The 21197-nt window shown below is 71.0% G+C and carries 17 protein-coding genes; 3 read left to right on the forward strand and 14 right to left on the reverse strand.

Going from position 1 to position 21197, the window contains the following annotated elements; translation table 11 throughout:
• Positions 1-217: 217 nt before the first annotated feature.
• The 7 genes from ACIO6U_RS17405 to ACIO6U_RS17435 form a co-directional block, all read right to left on the reverse strand.
• A complete protein-coding gene (locus tag ACIO6U_RS17405) occupies positions 218-1888 on the reverse strand; it encodes an alpha-amylase family glycosyl hydrolase (protein WP_401308036.1) in 1671 nt (556 codons plus the stop codon).
• Positions 1889-1999: 111 nt separating this feature from the next.
• Positions 2000-4993, reverse strand: a complete 2994-nt coding sequence (locus ACIO6U_RS17410; RefSeq protein ID WP_401719865.1) for a carbohydrate-binding protein — start codon at positions 4991-4993, stop codon at positions 2000-2002.
• A gap of 82 nt (positions 4994-5075) precedes the next feature.
• On the reverse strand, positions 5076-5963 hold the full coding sequence (locus ACIO6U_RS17415; protein ID WP_355335587.1) for a carbohydrate ABC transporter permease: 888 nt from the start codon (positions 5961-5963) through the stop codon (positions 5076-5078).
• 13 nt (positions 5964-5976) lie between these two features.
• Positions 5977-6948, reverse strand: a complete 972-nt coding sequence (locus ACIO6U_RS17420) for a carbohydrate ABC transporter permease (protein WP_401719869.1) — start codon at positions 6946-6948, stop codon at positions 5977-5979.
• Entirely contained in the window at positions 6945-8309 is a 1365-nt protein-coding gene (locus ACIO6U_RS17425; RefSeq protein WP_401719872.1) for an ABC transporter substrate-binding protein, read from the reverse strand. The genes ACIO6U_RS17420 and ACIO6U_RS17425 overlap by 4 nt, the downstream gene beginning before the upstream one ends.
• Before the next feature lie 400 nt (positions 8310-8709).
• A complete protein-coding gene (locus ACIO6U_RS17430; protein WP_355335582.1) occupies positions 8710-9729 on the reverse strand; it encodes a LacI family DNA-binding transcriptional regulator in 1020 nt (339 codons plus the stop codon).
• A 228-nt stretch (positions 9730-9957) separates the two neighbouring features.
• Entirely contained in the window at positions 9958-11130 is a 1173-nt protein-coding gene (locus tag ACIO6U_RS17435) for a Ku protein (protein WP_401719875.1), read from the reverse strand.
• A gap of 38 nt (positions 11131-11168) precedes the next feature.
• Between ACIO6U_RS17435 and ligD the strand changes: the two genes are divergently transcribed.
• Positions 11169-12059 carry a non-homologous end-joining DNA ligase gene (gene ligD / locus ACIO6U_RS17440; protein WP_401719878.1) on the forward strand — a complete coding sequence of 297 codons (891 nt, stop codon included), beginning with the start codon at positions 11169-11171 and terminating at the stop codon, positions 12057-12059.
• 27 nt (positions 12060-12086) lie between these two features.
• Here ligD and ACIO6U_RS17445 read toward each other — a convergent pair whose 3' ends face one another.
• From ACIO6U_RS17445 to ACIO6U_RS17460, 4 genes are all read right to left on the reverse strand, one after another.
• Positions 12087-12581 (reverse strand): DUF1269 domain-containing protein, encoded by a 495-nt coding sequence (locus ACIO6U_RS17445; protein WP_401719880.1) that lies wholly within the window; start codon positions 12579-12581, stop codon positions 12087-12089.
• 97 nt (positions 12582-12678) lie between these two features.
• Positions 12679-13332, reverse strand: coding sequence for a hypothetical protein (locus tag ACIO6U_RS17450; protein WP_401719883.1), 654 nt, complete (start codon positions 13330-13332; stop codon positions 12679-12681).
• A gap of 133 nt (positions 13333-13465) precedes the next feature.
• Positions 13466-14320: an LmeA family phospholipid-binding protein gene (locus tag ACIO6U_RS17455; protein ID WP_401719886.1), complete on the reverse strand. Its 855-nt coding sequence runs from the start codon at positions 14318-14320 to the stop codon at positions 13466-13468.
• Positions 14321-14597: 277 nt separating this feature from the next.
• Positions 14598-16676: a GTP-binding protein gene (locus ACIO6U_RS17460; RefSeq protein ID WP_401719889.1), complete on the reverse strand. Its 2079-nt coding sequence runs from the start codon at positions 16674-16676 to the stop codon at positions 14598-14600.
• Between the two features lie 372 nt (positions 16677-17048).
• Here ACIO6U_RS17460 and ACIO6U_RS17465 point away from each other — a divergent pair, with 372 nt between their 5' ends.
• A complete protein-coding gene (locus tag ACIO6U_RS17465; RefSeq protein WP_355335565.1) occupies positions 17049-17285 on the forward strand; it encodes a DUF397 domain-containing protein in 237 nt (78 codons plus the stop codon).
• Between the two features lie 162 nt (positions 17286-17447).
• Complete coding sequence (locus tag ACIO6U_RS17470) at positions 17448-18350, forward strand: helix-turn-helix transcriptional regulator (protein ID WP_355335562.1); 903 nt, start codon at positions 17448-17450, stop codon at positions 18348-18350.
• A gap of 76 nt (positions 18351-18426) precedes the next feature.
• Here the strand turns inward: ACIO6U_RS17470 and ACIO6U_RS17475 are convergent, their stop codons facing one another.
• The 3 genes from ACIO6U_RS17475 to ACIO6U_RS17485 all read right to left on the reverse strand — a co-directional run bounded on the left by ACIO6U_RS17475 (position 18427) and on the right by ACIO6U_RS17485 (position 21136).
• The gene (locus tag ACIO6U_RS17475) at positions 18427-19239 is read right to left on the reverse strand and encodes an SAM-dependent methyltransferase (protein WP_355335559.1); all 813 of its coding nucleotides are present in this window, start codon (positions 19237-19239) and stop codon (positions 18427-18429) included.
• A 168-nt stretch (positions 19240-19407) separates the two neighbouring features.
• Positions 19408-19797 (reverse strand): DUF779 domain-containing protein, encoded by a 390-nt coding sequence (locus ACIO6U_RS17480; protein WP_401720901.1) that lies wholly within the window; start codon positions 19795-19797, stop codon positions 19408-19410.
• Positions 19798-19990: 193 nt separating this feature from the next.
• A complete protein-coding gene (locus ACIO6U_RS17485; RefSeq protein ID WP_401719893.1) occupies positions 19991-21136 on the reverse strand; it encodes a cation diffusion facilitator family transporter in 1146 nt (381 codons plus the stop codon).
• Positions 21137-21197: the final 61 nt, after the last annotated feature.

Genomic DNA, 21197 nt, shown 5'->3' on the forward strand with positions numbered 1-21197 from the left:
GTGCCACGTCAATGAACGCGTTGTGAATTCCGCCAGGTGGGACGCGCGGTCCGGCGACCGCCACGCACGGATCCCCGCGTCCCCCGGCGGTCGGCCGGGACGGGACACGGGGATCGGCGGGGAGGGGGTCTTCCGCGGGATCGGAGGGGGACGCGGTCTTCTACGCGATCAGCGGGGACGGGCCGGGGCTCATGGGATCAGCGCGCGGGCGCGCCGGTCATTCGGCGGTCAGCCAGACGCAGGTGTCGGAGGGCAGCAGGCCGTCCTCCAGCGGGCCGCTGGCCAGCAGCACCCGGAGCCCGGCGGGGAGCGCGACCGGCTCGGCGGACAGGTTGACCAGGCACTGGAAGCCGCCGTCCCGGCGGAAGGCCACCGTGCCGGGACCCGCGTCCACCCACTCCAGCGTCTCCGGCAGCCACCGGAGGTACTCCCCGCGCAGCGCGAGACCGGCCCGGTACAGGGCGAGCACGGAGTGCGGATCGCCCTGCTGGGCCGCGACGGACCGCCCCGACCATTCGGCGGGCTGCGGCAGCCACGGTCCGGCGCTCGCGCCGTCCGGCGAGAAGCCCAGCGAGCCCGGCTCCGCCGACCACGGCAGCGGCACCCGGCAGCCGTCCCGGCCGCGGTCGCGGCCCCCGGAGCGGGCATACGTCGGGTCCTGGATCAGGTGGTCGGGTATGTCCTCGACCTCGGCGAGGCCCAGCTCGTCGCCCTGGTAGACGTACACACCGCCCGGCAGGGCCAGCGTGAGCAGCGCCGCGGCGCGGGCCCTGCGGCGGCCGAGGACGGTGTCGCTCGGCGAGCCGAGCCGCTTGTCGCCCATGTCGAAGGACGTGTCCTCGCGGCCGTACCGTGTCACGTGCCGGATCGTGTCGTGGTTGGACAGCACCCAGGTGGGCGGCGCGCCCACCAGCCGGTGTGAGGCGAGCGTGGCGTCGACGACCTCGCGCAGCCCGGCCGCGTCCCAAGCGCAGCACAGGAACTCGAAGTTGAAGGCGGAGTGCAGCTCGTCGGGGCGCAGATAGCGGGCGAACTGCTCGGGCGTGGGCAGCCACACCTCGCCGACGAACACCCGCTCGCCGGGCGCCCCGCCGGGCCGGGGGCTGCGCGCGTAGCCGTCCGCGATCTTCCGCCAGTCGCGGTAGATCTCGTGCACCGCGTCGCAGTCCTGGTAGGGAAGGTCGGTGACGTCCGGGTCCCGGCCGACGTCGGGCAGCCCAGGCTTCTTGGCCAGGCCGTGCGCCACGTCGATCCGGAAGCCGTCCACGCCGCGCTCCAGCCAGAAGCGCAGGATGCTCTCGAACTCCGCCCGCACCTGCGGGTGTTCCCAGTTCAGATCGGGCTGCTCGGGCGCGAACATGTGCAGGTACCAGGGGCCGGGCGTGCCGTCCGCCTCGGTGATCCGGGTCCAGGCGGCGCCGCCGAAGTACGACTGCCAGTCGTTGGGCGGGAGTTCGCCGTCCGCGCCCCGGCCCGGCAGGAACCAGAAGCGCTCCCGCTCGGCCGCGTCCGGACCCGCCGCCAACGCGGCCCGGAACCAGGGGTGCTGGTCGGACGCGTGGTTGGGCACCAGATCCACGATGACCCGCAGGTCCTGCTCGTGCGCCTCGACGATGAGCCGCTCCGCCTCGGCGAGCGTCCCGAACATCGGGTCGATGTCACGGTAGTCGGCGACGTCGTAGCCGCCGTCGGCCATCGGGGAGACGTACCAGGGGTTGAACCAGAGCGCGTCGACCCCGAGATCCCGCAGGTAGGGGAGGCGCTCGCGGACCCCGGCGAGGTCTCCCATGCCGTCACCGTTGCCGTCGGCGAAGCTGCGCAGATAGATCTGGTAGATCGCGGCGTGCCGCCACCAGGCGGGTGCGGTGGGGGAGGCGGGCAGTGTCACGGGAGTCTCCTTGACGGTCGTGGAGAGCCAGGGCCCGGAGGGCCGCAGGGCATGCGCGGGGGCCGGTCCGCCCCGTCAGGGGTGCGGGGCGGACCGGGGTGTGCGGGGGCGTTACCAGCCGGTGTTGCCGGAGCCCCGGTTGATGGTGAAGGTCCCGGTGGTGCTGAGCCCGCCGGAGGCCGCGCCACTGACCGTGACGCCGCCGAAGGTGCCGGAGCCCTTCGAGTCGATCTCCAGGCCGTACGCACCGGCCGTCTGGATCTTGACGTTGTTCAACGTCAGCCCGGTGACGGTCTTCTGATACGAGATCAGGACCGCGCTGTAGGTGCTGTCGGTGATGTCGAGGTCCTTGACCACGACGGGCGCCGTGATGTCGGAGCCGTCGGCGTAGATCCACAGCGCGCCGAGCTTGCTCTGCCAGTTCGGCTCGTAGCCGCCGGTGCGCAGCAGGGTGTTGCGCGCGACGGTGGTGGTGCCGCTGAACGGGACCGGCGCGGGATTGAAGTTGCGGGTGCTGACCGCGATGCCGGAGGCCCCGGTCACCGTGTCGGCGACGACGCTGTCCACGATCCGGTTGCCGTTGCCGCCGTAGATCGCGGCGGCGTTCGCCAGCAGCGGCATCTGCACGGTGTCGAAGCGGAAGGCGCAGTTGGTGACCGCGCTCGCCTCGGAGTACATCGCGAGACCGTCGTCCCCGGTGTTGCGAACGCTGGTGTTCCACACCTCGGTGTTCGCGGTGCCCTTGTGCAGATTGACGCCGTCGGCGGCGGTGTCGCGGATTCGCAGGCCGCCCACGTACAGGCCGTTGGTCGGCGCGTCGATCCACAGGCCGACCTTGGTGTGCTCGATCCACACGTCCTGGATGGTCGAGCCGTTGCCGAAGTCGCCCTCGATCGCGGCGTCGAAATTCGCGTCGTCGCGGTACGACACGTCACCGGAGATCGTCAGGTCCTGGACGGTGTTGGTGCCGCCCTGCCCGAAGAGCCCGCCCTTGCCGTTGAGGCCCTGGAGCACGGTGGCCCACTCGCCCGCGCCGCGCAGCGCGACTCCGGTCAGATTGACGTGCCCGGAGATGTTGTACGTGCCCGCGGGCAGCCACAGGCCCTTGCCCTGCGACGTGGCCGTCGCCACCGCGTTGTTGAGCGCCGAGGTGTCGTCGCTCCCGTCGTTCGGGGTGACGCCGAGCGTCGTCGCGGAGACGAAGCCGGTCGCGGGCATGGCCTGGTCCGCGGCGACCTGCTCGGTCTCCATCAGGTCCAGGGTGTACGAGGCGGCGGTGCTGCCCGCGTCCTTCTGGAGCTTGAGCACCGTCCCGGCCGGGAAGTCCCCGATCTTGAACCGCGACTCGTCGAAGAAGTGGTGCGCCGAGCCCTGCGAGGGGTCGTTGTTGTACGGGTAACCGCCGTACACCCAGGCGTACTTCGACGACAGGTCGAGATCGCGGACCTTGCCGCCGTTGGCGTAGAGGCTGAGCTGCGCCGAGGTGCCGGTGCCCGCCGCGTTGTCCGGGATCGAGTAGCGCAGCGTCATCGCGTTGGCGGGCTTGGTCAGGGTGAACTGCACATACTGGCCGGTGCTGTTGAGCACCACCGCCTTGCGTCCCGACGCCTCGGACGCCACCGTCAGATAGGTGCGGTCGGGGCCGATCGTGCTCGCGTTGGTGGTGCCGCTCTCCGCCTCGTAGGACGTGTACGGCACCGTGGCGCCGCGCGTGGCGTTGGCGACCGAGCCGGTCACCGCGACGCCGTCGATGTCGGGCGCGCCCGAGTCACCGGATTCGGTGCGCAGCGTCAACGTGTTGAGCCCGGCCCGCAGCGGCGCGCTGACCGTGGCCGTCGACCACGCCCCGCCCGTCCCCGGCAGCGCGACCTGCGCCACCTTCAGCCCGTTGGCCGTCAGCGTGATCGACGCGGCGGAACCGCTCCCGGTCCGGTACGCGACCGCCACCGGATAGCTCGCCGCGCCGGGCGCGCTGACGGCGAAGACCACCCGCGCGCCCTGCGCGCCGAAGCCCGTCAGATACCCGCCGCCGCTGAACCCCGAGGCGGTCGTGGCCACGCTCGGCCCGCCCGAGAAGTACGCGTCCTCCGCCTGGTGCGTGAGCGAACCGGCCGGGGGTGTGGTGGGCGGCGTCGTGGGAGGTGTGGTCGGCGGCGTCGTACTCGTCGTCGGCGTCGTCACCACGACGTTGTCCAGGTTCACGTTGCCGCTGTCGGCGGTGGTGAAGGTGAGCGCGATGGTGTTGGTGCCCGCTGTGTAGGTGACGGCCTGGTCGGTGGTGGTCCAGGTGTCCCAGTTGGCGGTGGCGGGGAGGCTGATCTGGCGGATCTTGGCGCCGTTGACGTAGAGGCTGAGTGTCATGGTGGCGGTGGTGCCGTTGGCGTAACGGATGGTGACGCTTCCGGCGCCCGCGACGGCCGAGCTGACCGTGAAGCCGGTCGAGGCCGTGCCCTTGTTGGCGTCGGTGTAGCCGCTGACGAATCCGCTGCCCGTGTAGCCGGTGTGGTCACTGCTGACGACGGCCCCGCCGCTCAACGACGCGGACTCCGCCTCCAGTTGACCGGTCGCGGCGGGCGGTGTGGTGCTGCCGCTGGGCGTCGTCGCGGTGATGTTGTCGACGTTCACGTTGCCGCTGTCGGCGGTGGTGAAGGTGAGCGCGATGGTGTTGGTGCCCGCCGTGTAGGTGACGGCCTGGTCGGTGGTGGTCCAGGTGTCCCAGTTGGCGGTGGCGGGGAGGCTGATCTGGCGGATCTTGGCGCCGTTGACGTAGAGGCTGAGCGTCATGGTGGCGGTGGTGCCGTTGGCGTAACGGATGGTGACGCTTCCGGTGCCCGCGACGGCCGAGCTGACCGTGAAGCCGGTCGAGGCCGTGCCCTTGTTGGCGTCGGTGTAGCCGCCGACGAAACCGCTGCCCGTATAGCCGGTGTGGTCGGTGGCGACGACCGCGCCGCCGGACAGCGTCGCGGACTCCGCCTCGACGACCGTGGTCGCGGCGTGCGCCGACGGCGACGCCTGCCAGACCAGCAGTGCGATCAGCACCGCGAGCACCGCGGGCAGCACCGCCGCGAGCGTTCTGGCGCGGTGGGTTGGGGCGCTTGGAGACATGGGTGATCCTTCCCTGAGCACCGCACGACGTCGTGCGGCGGGGGTTGCCATGCGTGGGGGGTGAGCGCGGGCCCGCGCCCGGTCAGCCCTTGAGGCTGCCCGCGGTGAGGCCGTTGATGATGCTGCGCTGGAAGATGAGGAAGAGGACGAGCAGCGGAATGCTCGCCATCACCATTCCGGCCAGCAACTGGTTGGCGGGCATGTCGTCCGCCAACCGGTTCAGGGCGACCGTGATCGGCTGCTTCGCCGGATCGGGCAGCACGAGCATCGGCCAGAGGAAGTCCTTCCAGACGCCGACCACCGCGAAGATCGACACGACCGCGAGCACCGGCCGGGACAGCGGCAGCACCAGCGACACGAGGATCCGTACCGTGCCCGCGCCGTCGATCCGGGCGGAGTCCAGCAGTTCGGTGGGGATCTGGTCGAAGAACCGCTTGAGGATGAAGATGTTGAAGGCGTTGGCGCAGGCCGGCAGCCAGACGGCCATCGGCGTGTTGATGAGATTGACGTGGATCAACGGCACGTCCACGACGGTCAGATACGTCGGCACCAGCAGCGCCGACACCGGCAGCATCAGCGTCGCCAGCATCATGGCGAGCACCACATTGCCCAGCACCGGCCGCAGCTTGGACAGCGAGTACGCGGCGGCCACGTCGACCACGAGCTGACAGGCCCACGCCCCGGCCGCCAACAGCAGCGTGTTGAGGAAGTAGTGGCCGAGCCCGACCGACGACCAGGCTTCGGAGTACGCCTCCGGATGCCAGGAGTGCGGCACCATCGTCGGCCTCGGCTGGGCCAGTTCCGACGACGACTTGAGCGCGCCCGAGGCCATCCAGTACAGCGGGAAGAGAAAGGCGGCGGTGAAGCCGAGCAGCGTCGCGCCCAGCACGAACCGGTAGAGGAACCTCCCCGTGCGGCGGTTCATCTCGGTCGGCGCGATCAGCGTGCGGACAGCGGTCTGTGCGGCCATGGTCGTTCCCCTCTCAGCCCTTGCTGCGGGTCAGCCGCAGGTACACCCCGGCGAAGATCCCCAGCACCACGAAGAGCACCGTGCTCATCGCGCTGGCCAGGCCGAAGTCGTTGTAGACGAACGCGTAGCGGTACAGCAGGAGCAGTACGGTCACGGTCGCGTCGTCGGGTCCGCCGCCGGTCAGCACGAACGGCTCGATGAACACCTGCATGGTGCCGATCACCTGGAGCAGCAGCGTGATCATCAGGATGAATCGCATCTGAGGGATCGTCACATGCCACAGCCGCTGCCGTACCGTCGCGCCGTCCAGCTCGGCGGCCTCGTACAGCTCGCCCGGCACACCGCCGAGCGCCGCGAGGTAGATCAGCGTGGTGGTGCCCATGTTGGCCCAGGTGGAGCCCAGGACCAGCGAGATCATCGACAGATTCTGCGACTCCAGCCACGACTGCGCGGGCAGGTGCGCGATCCGCAGCACGTTGTTGAACAGGCCGGGCCCCGGATCGTAGAACCAGCGCCACAGCAGCATCGTGACGATCGGCGGCAGCATCACCGGCAGATAGACCGTCATCCGCAAGTACGCCTTGCCGTGCCGCAGTTCGTTGAGCACGATCGCGGTCACGAACGGCGCCGCGAAGCCGAAGACCAGGGCCAGCAGGCTGAAGTACGCGGTGTTGCGCCACGCGGTGACGAACAGCGGGTCGGCGAACAGGCGGTGGAAGTTGTCCAGGCCCACCCACCGCGCCGGTTCCGCGTAGTTGACCTGCTGGAAGCTGAGCAGCACACCGCGGACGATCGGGTACCAGGAGAACACCGCGAAGGCGGCGACGCCCGCGACCAGGAAGAGATACGCCACCAGGTTGTCGACGACGGCCCGGCGCAGCCGGTCCCGCGAGGGGCGGGACCGGCCGGACCGCCCCGCCCCGGCAGGCGCCTTCGGCGTCCGCGCGGTGGCGGCGCGGGCCGACGTCAGCGGTTCGGCTGTCACTTGACCGTGGCCAGGATGGTGTTGACCTTCTTCTCGGCGTCGCTGAGAAGCTGGTCGATGTTCGCGTCCTTCTTGGTGAGCACCGCCTGCATGACACCGTCGAGCACGGTGTAGATCTGCTGGGCGTTCGGCGGCTCGACCTTCACCGCGACCTCGCCGCTGCGGTCCACGAACGGCTGGTAGTTCTTCTGCGGCACGTTCGCGTACTTCTTGTGCGCCGCGTCGACCTTCGCCTGGCCGGTCCCGCTCCACAGGTTCGGCTGCGGCAGGCCGATCGGTATGTCGGTGCCCGCCGACTTCTTGGTGATCTCCTCCTCGCGGTCCGGGTCGAGGTACTTCCACTGGATCCAGGTGAGACCGGCCTTGATCTTCGCCGGGCTGTCCTTCGGGTTGAACATGAAGCCGTCACCGCCGCCGAGCGTCGCGGTGCCGGGCAGCGCGGCCAGCCCGTAGTCGTCGTACTTCCGCTCGAACTGCTTGACGATCGTGGGGATGTTGTCCGGGCCCGCCATGTACATCCCGAGCTTGCCCGCGCCCATCATCTTCTGCACGTCGGGGATCTCCAGGAGCTGCCTGGTGCCCATCGACCGGTCGGTCCAGCGCATGTCGTGCAGCGTCTGGAGCGCCTTGCGGCCCGCGTCGCTGTTGAACGCGGCCTTCCAGGCGCCGCCGTCCTTCACCGCGATGTCGCCGCCCTCGGAGTAGATCCACGAGGTGAGGTGCCAGCCGCCCTGGTTGTTCTTGCTGAACTCGGCGTAGCCGGTGGTGCCGTCGCCGAGCGCGCTGATCTTCTTGGCGTCGGCGCGGACCTCGTCCCACGTGGTCGGCGGCTTGTCCGGGTCGAGCCCGGCCTTGGTGAACAGCGCCCGGTTGTAGACCAGTCCGAGCGAGTAGTTGCCGGTGGGCAGGCCGTAGACCTTGCCGCCCGCGTCCTTGAAGACGCTCTGCAATTCGGGCCGCACGTCGTTCAGGGCAGGGAAGTCCTTGAGCTGCGCGGTGATGTCGGCGGCCTGGTGGCGCTGGATGAGCCCCGCGGGATCGGTGAAGTAGACGTAGTAGACGTCCTCCAACTGCCCGCCCGCGAGCTTCGCGGCGAAGGTCTTCGGGTCCATCAGACCCTCACGGGCGTCGATCCTGATCTTCGGGTGGCTCGCTTCGAAGGCTTTGATGTCGTCCTCGAAGTTCTTCCGGTCGACGGTCTGTGTGGCCGGAGGCAGCCCGTTCACGCTGATCGTGACGACGCCGTTCTTGTCCGCCCCGGAGGAGTGGGACGAGCCGCCGCCGCATGCGGTGACGCCGAGGACCAGCGAGATGGCGATGGCGGTGACGCCGAGGGCGGGGCGGGTTCTGGAGCCGTCCATGGGGATCGGACCTTCCTGGGAAACGGCAGCGGACGTACCCGTCCCGAGGGGCGAGTGCGCTTGCGTCCGCTTGCGTAACGGCGGGGTTACCAGGACGTCCGGCCGCCTGGCGTTGGCGCCGACAGTAGGATCGGGTCACGCAAGATGTCAATCAATCCGCGCAAGAAAGTAATCCGGAGGATTTGTGCCCGTAACGCAGTGTCATCGACACGCGGGCCGACCGGGGTGTCCGGGCGGGCGGTGGTACGCGTCCGCCCGTCGCCGGACGCCGGCCGGCGCGGGACCGGCCGAGGGTGCGAGCGCATACGCGGAGGGCGGGGCTCCGGGACGGTGAACCGGTCCTGGCGCCCCGCCCTCGCGCGGAGTCGGAAAGCCGTCGCCCTACGGACGACGGTGCAGGTCAGCCGCTTTTCACGACCTTGCGCATCCGAGTGGAGCCGCGCACGATCAGCTCCGGTTCGAAGAGCATCACCTCGTCGGTGACCGCGTGGCCGTCGATCTGTGTGACGAGCGACGCGATGGCCGCGGCGGCCATCGCCTGCACCGGCTGGCGCGAGGTGGTCAGCGGCGGATCGGTCGCCACCATGTACAGCGAGTCGTCGAAACCGATCACCGACAGATCGTCCGGGACTTTCATCCCGTGCCGCCGGGCCGCCCGGATCGCGCCCAGCGCGAGCGCGTCACTCGCGCACACCACCGCGGTGACCCCCTCCGCGAACAGCCGGGGCATCGCCGTCGCCCCGCCCTCCATCGAGAACATCGCGTGCGCCACCAGGGGCCGCCAGTCCGCGGGCGACAGCCCCCGCTGCTCCCAGAAGGCCGCGTAACCTGCGAGTTTGCGGGCCGAGGGGACATGCCCCACCGGTCCGAGCACCAGGCCGATCCGCTCGTGGCCCAGCCCCGTCAGATGCGTCAGCGCCTGCTCGGAGGCCGCCGCGTCGTCCACCGAGACCTGGGATATCTGCCGGTTCTCGTCCGCCGCGTTGATCAGCACGATCGGCACCTGGCGCTCGCGCAGGTCCCGCCCGTGCTCCGGGCCTGCGTCCGCGTAGCTCGCGCCGACGAAGATGATCCCCTCGATGTTCTGCTCCAGCAGCATCTGGATGTAGTGCGCCTCCGAGACGCCGTCCGCGGTCCTGGTGCACAGCACCGGGATCAGCCCCCGCTTGTTCAGCGCCCCCGCCAGCGCCTCGGTGAACGCCGGGAAGATGGGATTTTGCAGGTCAGGGACGACAAGGCCGACCAGTGGCGCCCGCGCGCTGCGCATCCGCGCGGGCCGCTCGAACCCGAAGACGTCCAGTGCGGTGAGCACGGAGTCCCGCGTCGACTGTGCCACGTCAGGGCTGCCGTTCAGCACACGGCTGACCGTCGCCTCGCTGACACCCGCGAACCTGGCCACTTGGGAGAGTCGTTTCGTCACAGAGGCAATCTACAGGATGGTGCGCAAAAACAAAGATCAGTAACGCAAGAAAATGACGCGACTTGCGCAGAGGAAGATCATGCGGGGAGGGGCGCGAGGCCGTCCGGAGGCGCGCGGGGCCGTCCGGAGGCGCGCGGGCTCGCGCGGGAGGCCGGGTCCGGGCGCGCCTCGCGGACGGACGGGCGGATCAGGGGTCTACCGGGGACGGGTTCGCGTCCCGGCGGCGGATCAGCCCGCCTTCCGCCGCGAAGCGGCCGTCTTCTTCGCGGCGGCGGTCTTCTTCGTGGCCGCGGTCTTCCGCGCGCCCGCCTTCGAGGTGCCGCCCTTCGCGGCGGCCGTCTTCGACGCCGTCGACTTCGTCCCCGCCGACTTGGCGCTCGCGGACTTCGCCCCGGCCGACCGCGTACCGCTCGACCCCGTGCCACTCGATCGCGTACCGCTCGACTTCGAGGCGGTCGCCTTCTTCCCGGCCGCCGTCTTCTTCGCGCCGGACCTGCGGGACGACTTCAGCTCGGTGACGCTGGCGTGCCCGGTGCGGTCGTCGCCGTCCGCCGCCTCGTCCGTAGCGGAAGCGCCGGAAGCGCCGGACGCACCGGAGGCACCCGAGGTGCCCGACCCCGCGCCCTCGCCGCGCCCGCCCTTCGCCTGTTCCACCGACGCGCGCAGCGCGGCCATCAGGTCGACCACCTTGCCCGGTCCGGCCTGTTCGGCCGCCGGAAGCTCGGAACCTTCCAGCTTCGCGGTGACCAGCGCCTCCACGGCCTGCGCGTACTCGTCGTGATAGCTCATCAGATCCGCCTCGCCGAGGGCCGAGATGAGGGTGTCGGCGAGCTTCAGCTCCGAATCGCTGATGCTGACACTGCCCTTGGGGGCGGCCTCCGCGGGGGAGTTCAACTCGTCGGGCCAGCGCAGGGTCTGGAGCAGCAGGACGTCGTCGTGGGCGCGGATCAGCGCCAGATGCTCGGAGTTGCGCATGGCGAATTTGCCGACCGCGGCCTTGCCCGCGCGCGCCAGCGCCTCCCGCATCAGCACATACGGCTTGTTCGCGGCGGGGGAGGCGGGGGCCAGGAAGTACGGGGTGTCGAGCTGCATCGCGTCGACGGAGGCCGCGTCGAGGAAACCGCTCACCTCGATGGTCTTCGCGGTCGGCAGCGGCAGCGCCCTGAGATCGGCGTCGGTGATCTCGACCAGCTGCTCGTCCGGCGTCTCGTACGCGCGGCCGATGTCGGCGGCGGTCAGGACCTCCTCGTCCAGCTCACAGGTCTTCTGGTACCGCACCCGGCCCTGGTCGGTGAGGTGGACCTGCCGGAAGCTGATCTTGTGGCTGGACACGGCGGAACCGAGCTTCACGGGTATGGAAACCAGCCCGAAGGCCAGATTCCCCGACCAGACACTGCGCATAGCGAGTCCTTTTTGTCAGGCTATGGGACCTTTATGATATGCCGATCACGGAAGTCGAGGGTCGTCGGATCAAGGTCAGCCACCTCGAACGGGTGCTCTGGCCGGAGACCGGCACCACCAAGGGCGAGCTGTTGCACTACTACGCGAGCGTCGCCACCGGCCTGCTGCCGTACGTCAGCGGCCGTCCCGTCAGCTTCGTCCGCACCCCGGACGGTGTGGACGGCAAGCGTTTCTTCCAGAAACGGCCGCCCGCCGGTACGCCCGACTGGGTGACCGTCTCGCAGTCCGTCAGGCGCAGCGGCGAATTCATGGAGCAGGTCCAGGTCAACGACCTGCCGACGCTGATGTGGGCGGCCAATCTGGCCTGCGTCGAACTGCACACCCCGCAGTGGCGCGCCGGCGAACCCGGCGTCGCCGACCGGCTGGTCCTCGACCTCGACCCCGGCGACGGCTGCACGGTCGTGGACTGCTGCCGGGTGGCACTGCTGCTCAGGGAACGGCTGGCGGAGGACGGCATCGAGATCTGGGCCAAGACCAGCGGTTCCAAGGGCCTGCACCTGCTCGCCGCGCTGCGGGACGCGACCCCGGCGACGGCGACCGCCTACGCCAAACGGGTCGCGCAGGAACTGGAGGCCCGGCACCCGGACCGGGTGATCTCCCGGATGACGAAGGCCGCGCGCTCCGGCCGGGTCTTCATCGACTGGTCGCAGAATTCGGGGAACAAGACCACCGCGGCCCCGTACACCGTCCGCGCCCGCCCGACGCCGACCGTCTCCGCGCCGCTGTCCTGGCCGGAGATCGCCGCCGCGCACACCCCGGACGACCTCACCTTCACCCTGGCCGACCTGCCCGCGCGGCTCAGCGTCGAGGGCGACCTGCTCGCGCCGCTCCTCGACCCCGCCCGCGCGGCCCCGCTGCCGCCGCACTGAACGGAGGCGGGGCCGCGCGGGGCGGTGTCACTTCTGCTGGGCGCCCGCCAGGTGCTCCGACAGCTCCTCCTCGTCCTCGTCCGAGAGCGAGGTCTTGAGCAGCGTGCCGCCGTAGGTCTGCATGGCGTCGGCGAACTTGTCCTCGGTGATCTTCGAGGCCATGATCACGACCGCGGTCGTGCCCGGCGTGAGCAGCGCCTGCACCTGGCCGCGGAACTGGTCGTCGATCCCGGACTTGCCCAGCTTGCCGAGCAGCCCGCCCATCGCGGCGCCCATGAGCAGGCCCAGGCCGGGGACGAGGAAGAGGATGCCGAAGACCATGCCCCACAGCGCGCCCGACGCGGCGGACACACCGACGATCTTGCTCGGGGTGTCGACGTGCGTCTTGCCCTCCTCGTCCACCGAGACGATGGCCAGACCGGTCAGATTGACCACGTAGTCGTTCTGGAGATTCTGCACGGCGGTGTAGGCGTCTTTGGCGACGGACGGGTCCTCGTAACCGATCACGATGAGTTCGGACATCACGGGCCTCCTAGTGGCGTGGGGCGACAGGATGCACGATATGTCCGTTTCGAGGTTCGGGCAGGGGGAGAGGCGCCGCCGGGTACGGGGCGGCGGGTTACGGCCGGGGCGCGCCGTACCAGCGCCAGGACGTGACGCGCGGGTGGTCGGGGAGGTCGATCCGGCCGGTGGCCCACAGCAGGGTGGACCAGGGGTCCGCGGTCAGCGGGACGTGCGGGAACAGCCGGGCCAGCGCCCTCGCGCACACATCGGCGGGCGGATTCCAGGCGAGGCCGAGCCCGGCCGCCAGGTCGTAGGTGTGGACCAGGGTCTCCACGATGCCCATCGCGGCGAAGCCCTCGGGGTCGGAGACGCCGTAGCTGTGGTGGGCGCGGACCTCGGGCGACGACGTACGCGCCATGGCCACCAGCAGCGCGCCGGTCGCCTCCAGCACCTGCAACAGGCCCTCCGGGCCCGCCTTCCGGTCCGCGTGGATGGCGTTGGGCGGGCCGCCCGGCCGGCGCGGCGACCAGGAGAAGGGCACGTCCGTGCTCAACGGGGGCTGCCTCGGGCCCAGTTGGGCCGCGTACGCGAACAGGTCGTCGGCCAGGTGCTCCACCGTCTCCCAGCAGTCCCACTCCAGCGACCCGGCCTTGCGGTCCTCCCACGCCGACGCGGGCGCCTCGCGCAGGGCGGCGACGGCGAGCTGGACGGAGCGGTCGAGGTCGTCGGCCGTGACGGGCCCGGTCGTGTGGTCAGCGGTTTCCGGCATGCCAGGCACCGTACCGCGCGGACCAGGCCGCCCCGCGAGGGATTTTCCGCGCGCCGGATACGTGTCGTGGGCGGCTCACGGGGACGCGGTCCCGCCCGGCGTCGTGGCGCTGGCGCACTGAGCACCGAGGCGCTCACGCGCAGGCGGCGTCCTTGTCCTTGCCCGCCGCGCCCCGCGCGAGCTCCAGGGAGAGCGCGAGCCCCGTACCGTCGGTGCGCGCGCCGGTCAGCCGTACGCCGTCGGGCAGTTCGGGGAGGGCCACGGTGCGCGGGCCCAGCCGCCCGGCCAGATCGCCGCCGCCGGGCAGCGACGCCAGATCGGCGACGGCGACGTCCCGGCCGAGCACGCGGACGGTGGTCGGGGTGACCGTGAGACCGTCCTTCCCGGTCGTGACGCGGGTGTGCACGGTGATCGGCAGGCGCAGACCGCCGATGCTGCCGGTGAGTACGAGCCCGCCGCCGTCGCCGCCCACGGCCAGCCCCGCGACCTTGCCGTCCCGCGCGGCCAGCCGCTTCTGCAACTCGGCGTAGGCGATGGTCGCGGTCGCCGTGCCGCCGCTGGTCGTGCCGTCGGTCGACACGTCGTGCAGGTCGACCGCCACATTCACCTCGGTGTCGCCCCTGCGCACACCGTCGGCGGCGATGTGCGCGCTGCCGAGATTCCCCGTGAGCACCCGGAGCCCGGCGAAGGCGCTGGTCAGCTCGGCGGTCACCGGCCCCGTGGGCTTCAGGCGGCAGGCCACCGCCTCGGCGATACGGCCGCGCGCGGTGTGCTCGACGGCCAGGTCGACGGCGGTCGCGGCGCCGGCGAGCAGCGCGGCCACGACGGCCGTGACGACGAGCCGCCCGCGACGCGGCGCCGACCGCCGGCCGGCACCGGATTCCCCGCCGGGCTCCGCGCCGGACGCGCCGGCCGCCGCCGTACGTCCGGGCGGACGCGCCGACGCGCGGTCGGGCGTGGCGGTACGACGTGCCGGGCGGGGCTTCACGATGCGCGGTGTCCGATCCGATGGTGCGGGTGCGGGTGCGGGTGCGGGTGCGGGTGCGGGGCGGGCGGCGGCCGGGCCGGACCCGTGGCCGATCCATCGTGCCGCGCCTGCCGGTCGGCGGCTCCGCCGGACTCAGCCTACGGGTCCGCCCGAATCGTCGGCGCCGCCTGCTGGGCCGTCCCGGACGCGCCCGCGGTCATGACCCGCCGCCGTACCCGTCCCGCGCCCCGCCGTACCCGCCATACCCGTCCCGCGCCCCCCGCGCCCGGGACACGCCTCATGCCTCCTCCCGGCCCGCGCTCACCCGGCGTCGCACCTGCAACAGGTAGTCCTTGCGGTTCAGCGGGTCGAGGTCGGACCGGGGCCGCTCCGGCACCGCGCCGACCACCGGCTCGTAGTGGTCGAAGGCCGACTCCAGGACGCCCTCGCCGTGCGTGAGCGTCGGCAGCGACTGCTCCAGTTCATGCACCCGCGCGGCCGGCACCACGCCTTCCAGAACGTACGAGTCGCCGTGCGGCTCGGGTGCGCGCGGTACGGCGCGCAGCCGGGACAGGACGGGCAGCAGCGCGCCGAAGGTGTCGGCGGGGACGTCGAGCCGGAAGAGGTGCATCGGCTCGTGCACCCTGGTCCCGGCCCCGCGCAGTGCGTCCATCAGCACCAGCGGCGTCAGATTGCGGAAGTCGCCCGACGTACTGGACATGCTCTTGTCGAACACGGCGTGCGCGTGGCTCTGCCGGGGCGAGTAGCCGGAGTGCGTCATCGTCACGACGCAGTCGATCACCTCCCAGCCGTGGACGCCCTGGCGCAGCGTCTCGCGCACGGTCTCCTCGACGGCCTTGAAGAACGAGTAGGGCATGGAGCCGAGTTCGACCCCGAGGCGGAACGCCACCCCTGACCCCGGCGGCGCGGGCTCGACGCGCAGCCCGACCGTCGCGAGGAACGGATTGGCGTCCTTCTTGTTGAACTCGACGGCCTCCCCGGAGCCCACCACGCGCTCGACGCAGATCGTCGTGGTCTCGCGGAAGGTGACATCGACCCCGAACTCGTCGGCCAGCGTGGCCTGGACGACCTCCTTCTGCACCTCGCCGTAGAGCGAGACCGAGATCTCCTGCCGCACTCCGTCCAGCCGCAGATTGATCAGCGGGTCCTGCTCGGCGAGTTGGGCGAGCGCCCCATGCAGCGTCCCCCTGTCGGCCGCGCGGGTGGGAACGACCACCGTCTCCAGCGTCGGCGGCGAGAAGTGCCGGCCGTCCGGGGGAGCGGCGCCCGGATCGCCGACCGTGTCACCGATCCTGATGTCGGCCAGGCCCTTGAGCAGCGCGATCCGCCCGGCCGAGACGGACGCGGCGGGCACGGCGGCGCCCCGCTCGAAGACGCTGATGCCGGTGACCTTGGCCTCGCCGGCCGACGCGGCCCCGTCGGGACCGTCGGCACCGTTGTCCCTGTGCCCCTTCTCGCTGCTCACCGCGGAGTCCGGGCCGAACGGCAGCCGGTCCCGTGTGCGTACCGTCCCGGAGAACAGCCGTACGTACGCGGTCCGTTCACTGGTCGGGCCGCGCTCGATCTTGAACACCCGCCCCGAGACCGGGCCGTGGGCGTCACCGGCCGCCGCGGGCAGCAGTTCGGTGAGACCGGCCGTCAGCGCGGCGACGCCCGCGCCGGTGATCGCGGAACCGAAGAAGACCGGATGCACCTGTCCGCGCGCGGTCTGCGCCGCCAACTCGGCGCGCACCCGGCCGTACGAGACCGCGGACTCGTCGGCCACGTAGTCGGCGAGGAACGCGTCGTCGTGCTCGGCGAGCAGGCCGGCCAGACCGGCGACGAAGTCCGAGTCGGCGGCGGTGAACGGGACGCTGCGCGCGCCCCGCGTGCCGGATTGCTCAACCCGGCCCATCGGGAAGGCCGTTGGCGCGAGCTTGCCCCGGACGCTCCGCAGCACCTCGTCGCAGCGGGCGCCGCGGCGGTCGGTCTTGTTGACGAAGATCAGGACGGGGATGCGCAGTCGTCGCAGCGTCCGCATCAGGACGCGGGTCTGCGCCTGCACGCCCTCGACCGCGGAGATCACCAGCACCGCGCCGTCGAGCACGCTCAGCACGCGCTCCACCTCGGCGATGAAGTCCGGGTGGCCGGGGGTGTCGATGAGATTGACGGTGACGTCGTCGACCTCGAAGGAGACGACGGCCGATTTGATGGTGATGCCGCGTCGGCGCTCCAGCGCCAGGGTGTCGGTCCGCGTGCTGCCGTCGTCGACGCTGCCGACCTCGTCGATGACTCCGGCGGCGAACAGCAGCCGCTCGGTCAGGCTGGTCTTACCGGCGTCGACGTGCGCCAGGATGCCCAGGTTCAACGTACGCAAGAAGCTTCAAGTCCTCTAGATCGGTGGGAGTTGCCGTCTGGGTGGGGACTGAAGTTCCGCGCATGATCATCTCCTGGGTACGGTCGGCCGGTCCGGTCGTACGGGGGCCGTTGGACTGTCGTCGGGAGTACAGCAGAGCCGTACGCGACGGACAACCGGTTTTGTCCGCGTACGAGGGCGTCCGTGCCTCGTCCTCCGCCGTTTCTTCACGTACTGGTGGGGCTCAGGAGTCTCGATCACACCTCCGTTGTCAGTATCATCAGCGGGACGACTTTGGATGCAATTGCATCTGGAATTGCATCCGCAGTTGCGGTCGCGGGCATGCTTGTGACTGCGAGCGATCGAGTACAACTCACAGAGGAGTGGTGCCGGATGAAGCAGTTCGACAACGGAGTGCGGGCGGACGAGATCCCGGGTGTCGAGTGGGTCAAGAGCGGGCGGAGCAATCAGAGCGGCAACTGCGTCGAGGCGGCCAAACTGCCTGATGGCGGCGTTGCGTTCCGCAACTCCCGTGACCCGCACGGTCCCGCGCTCGTCTACACGCACGACGAGATGGTCGCCTTCATCGGTGGCGCCAAGGACGGGGACTTCGACTTCCTCACCGCGTGAGGCGGTTACGCTCAGGCGCGTCCGTCTGAGTGAATGACGACAAGAACAGTTGACGGCTGAGCGCGACGGCGTGAAGTCGGGAATTCGTGACTCCGGTAGGGGCGCGACAGCGCGCCTCGCAGTGCAATACTGGCGTGCGTCCAGTTTCTACCGGGAGCCCGCATGTCCGCTCAGCCGCAACTCGTATCACCGCTGCAACTGCTGGAGCGCCGCCCGGACATGGGCGCCAAGGCGTTGGCACGTGTGCTCGGCAACTATCTGCGTGCCCTGCGCGAGGCCGCCGGGGTCAGCCCGGCACAGGCCGGAGAGCGTATCCGTGGCCACGCCTCGAAGATCAGCCGCATGGAGACGGCGCACGTCTCCCTCAAGTTAAGGGACGTCGACGACCTTCTCGCGCTCTACGGCGTCGCGGAGCAGGAACGGGCGGAGATCGCCTTCCTGGTCCAGCGCTCGGCCAAGCCCGAATGGTGGCAGCCGTACGGCGAGGTCGTTCCCGACTGGCTCCAGGGCCTGATCGGTCTGGAGCGCGACGCCCACGTGATCCGTACCTACGAGACGCAGTTCGTGCCCGGCCTGCTCCAGACGCCCTCGTACGCGCAGGCGGTCGTGCGCAGCGGCCACCGGCTCGCCTCGCCCGAAGAGGTCGAGCGGCGCGTGGAGTTGCGGCTGGAACGCCAGCGCAGGATGGCGGAGCCCGGCGCTCCCGTGCTGTGGGCCCTGATCGACGAGGGCGTGCTGCACCGCCCGGTCGGCGGTCCCGCGGTGATGCGCGAGCAGTTGGAGTATCTGCTGGTGGTGCTGCGCCAGCCCGGTGTGCGGCTCCAGATCGCCTCCTGGTCGGCGAGCGCGGCGGCGACGCCCGGCTCCGCGGTCACGTATCTGCGGTTCGCCCAGGGCTTCTTGCCCGACGTGGTCTATCTGGAGCACATGACGAGCGCGATGTACCTGGACCGGCTGGAAGAGCTGGACAAGTACCGTGCCGCGCTCGATGAGTTGAGCGCGCTGGCGGCGACGCCGGTGGAGAGCCGCGTGCTGCTGGAAGAGGCGCTGAAGCGCTACAAGTAGAGCGGCCCCCGAGAACGACGCCGGCCCGCATCCCCCCTCGCCGGGGGTGCGGGCCGAAGCTCTGCCGTGGGCGTTGCTACACGCGGGCCACGCCGCCGTACTCGATCCATTCCTTGCTGGGCTGCTTGAGGCCGAGGTCGCTGTCGGGGCGCCAGGTGGAGACCTCCACCAGGCCCGGCTCGATGATCTCGTAGCCTTCGAGGAAACCGGCGAGGTCGCTGGGCTTGCGCACCTCACCCCAGTGGCCGCCGGTGGACTGGTCCATGAACTCGGTGACGAACCGGCGGGTCTCGGGGTCGTCGCTGACGAGCTGACAGACCACCAGGAAGCTTCCCTTGGGCAGCTTTTCGGCGACGCGCCGGACGACGCCCGCAGGGTCGTCGGTGTCGCGGATGCAGTGCAGCACCGACACGAAGAGCGCGGCGACCGGCTCGTTGAGGTCTATCAGCCGCGTCAGTTCTTCGTGCTGCCAGATGCTCTCGGTGTCGCGGAAGTCCGCCTGGATCACCGAGGTGTTCTCGTTCTGCTGGAGCAGCGCGCGGCCGTGGGCGAGCACGATCGGGTCGTTGTCGACGTACACCACGCGGGCGTCGGGGTTGATGCGCTGCACGATCTCGTGCACATTGTCCTGCGTCGGCAGACCGGAGCCGTGGTCCACGAACTGCTTGATGCCGTAGTCCTCCGCGAGCCTGCGCACCACCCGGCGCAGGAACTGACGGTTGTTCAGGGCCAGGATCTTCATGCTGGGGACCTGGAGGAGTAATTGCTCCGTGGCCTCGCGGTCGGCCGGGTAGTTGTCCTTCCCGTCCAGCAAGTAGTCGTACATGCGTGCCACAGCGGGCACCGTCACATCTATCTTGTCGGAAAGCGGTGCGTCCCGGTGCTCCATCGGGCCCCTCACGGTGGTTCGTTGATCGAAAGCTGCGGTGACGACTTCCATCCTAGGGAGACGTGATCGTCCGGTCGAGAGCGCAGACCAGGAGGTTGTGCCGGACGCGCGGCCCGGCTCCGGTCCGGCCGTCCTCGGGCCCGGCCCGGTTCCGGGGCCGCGCCGGTCCTAGCCCGCGGTCTCGGCGTCCACGGTGTTCCCGGTGGGCAGCGGCGGCTCGGCCTCCATCCGCTCGACCTCCTCGTCCGTCATCAGCCGGGAGCGCAGGAGGAAGCGGACGCCCTCGGGGGCCTCAAGCGAGAAGCCGCTGCCGCGGCCGGGCACGACGTCCACGGTGAGGTGGGTGTGGCTCCAGTACGCGTACTGGCTCGCGCTCATCCAGAACGGGGTGTCCCCGGCGACCCGGCCGAGCAGGACGTCCGCGCCGCCCACCCGGAACTCACCGCGCGGGTAGCACATCGGTGAGCTGCCGTCGCAGCAGCCGCCGGACTGATGGAACATCAGGGGGCCGTGCCGCCGGGCCAGTTGGTCGACCATCGCTTCGGCGGCCGGGGTCATTTCGACGCGCCCCACGGGACGTCCGGGCGAGGCGGGGCCGGGCAAGGCCGTGTCGGACCGTGCGGTATCGGACCTGGTGGCGTCCATCACGGGGCTCCCATCCGCCGACCGCCGGATGCGTCGGCGTTCTCGTACCAGCCTCCCGCCCGCGACGGCTTTCGTCCAGGGACGGGACCGCGCCCGGCGCCGGGCGTCAGACGGGCTGGTGGTGGGCGAGGAGCGCGTGCGGGTCCCCGGCGCCGTGGACGTGGGCGTGGGCACCGGCCGGTGCGTGGTCGATGTGGACGGTCGCGGCCCGCAGCCGCGGCACGGCGTGCAGCAGCGCGTGCTCGGCCCGCACGGCGACGGCGTGCGCCGCGACGACGCTGATGCCGGGGTCGACCACGACCGCGGCCTCGGCCCGCAGCGCGTGCTCGATCCACCGCATCCTGACCGGCCCGACCCCCTCCACCCCCGGCACCGCGCCGAGCGCCCGCTCGGCCCGGTCGACCAGCTCGGGGTCGACGGCGTCCATCAGCCGCCGGAACACCCCGCGCGCCGCGTCCCGCAGCACCGCCAGGATCGCCACGGTGATCAGCAGCCCCACGACCGGGTCCGCGAGGCGCCACCCCAGGGCCGTACCGGCGGCGCCCAGCAGGACCGCGAGGGAGGCGAACCCGTCGGTACGGGCGTGCAGGCCGTCGGCGACCAGGGCCGCGGAGCCGATGTCGCGCCCGACGCGGATCCGGTATCCGGCCACCCACTCGTTGCCCACGCATCCGGCCAGCGCCGCACCGGACACCGCCCACAGGTGGGTGACCGTACGCGGATCGAGCAGCCGGTCCACCGCCGTCCAGGCCGCGAAGGCGCTCGACGCGGCGATGGCCAGCAGGACGGCGACCCCGGCCAGATCCTCGGCCCGCCCGTAGCCGTACGTATAGCGGCGGTTGGCGGCCCGGCGCCCGAGGACGAAGGCGATGCCCAGCGGCGCCGCCGTCAGCGCGTCCGCCGCATTGTGCACGGTGTCGCCCAGCAGCGCCACCGACCCGGACGCCGCGACGATCAGCGCCTGGACGAGCGCGGTCGCGCCCAGCACCGCGAGCGACACCCACAGCGCCCGCATCCCGCGCGCCGACGACTCCAGCGCCGCGTCCACGCTGTCCGCCGCCTCGTGCGAATGGGGCCGCAGGAGATGTCCGAGCCGGTGCCGCAGCCGCGATCCGGGGTGCGTACGACCGCCCGTCGCGTGTGCGTGGCCGTGCGCCCGGTGATGGCCGTGGCCGTGGTCGTCGGCATGGTCGTGGTCGTGTGGGTGACCGGCGCCGTGCGCCTCGCCGTGGGTGTGCTCAGTCCCCGCCATGTCGGACACCGTGGCACACCGAACCCCTTGCGGCCACTCCCGAAATACCACCTATGACCAG

This window comes from Streptomyces sp. NPDC087422 (genome assembly GCF_044744145.1).
Lineage (GTDB): Bacteria > Actinomycetota > Actinomycetes > Streptomycetales > Streptomycetaceae > Actinacidiphila.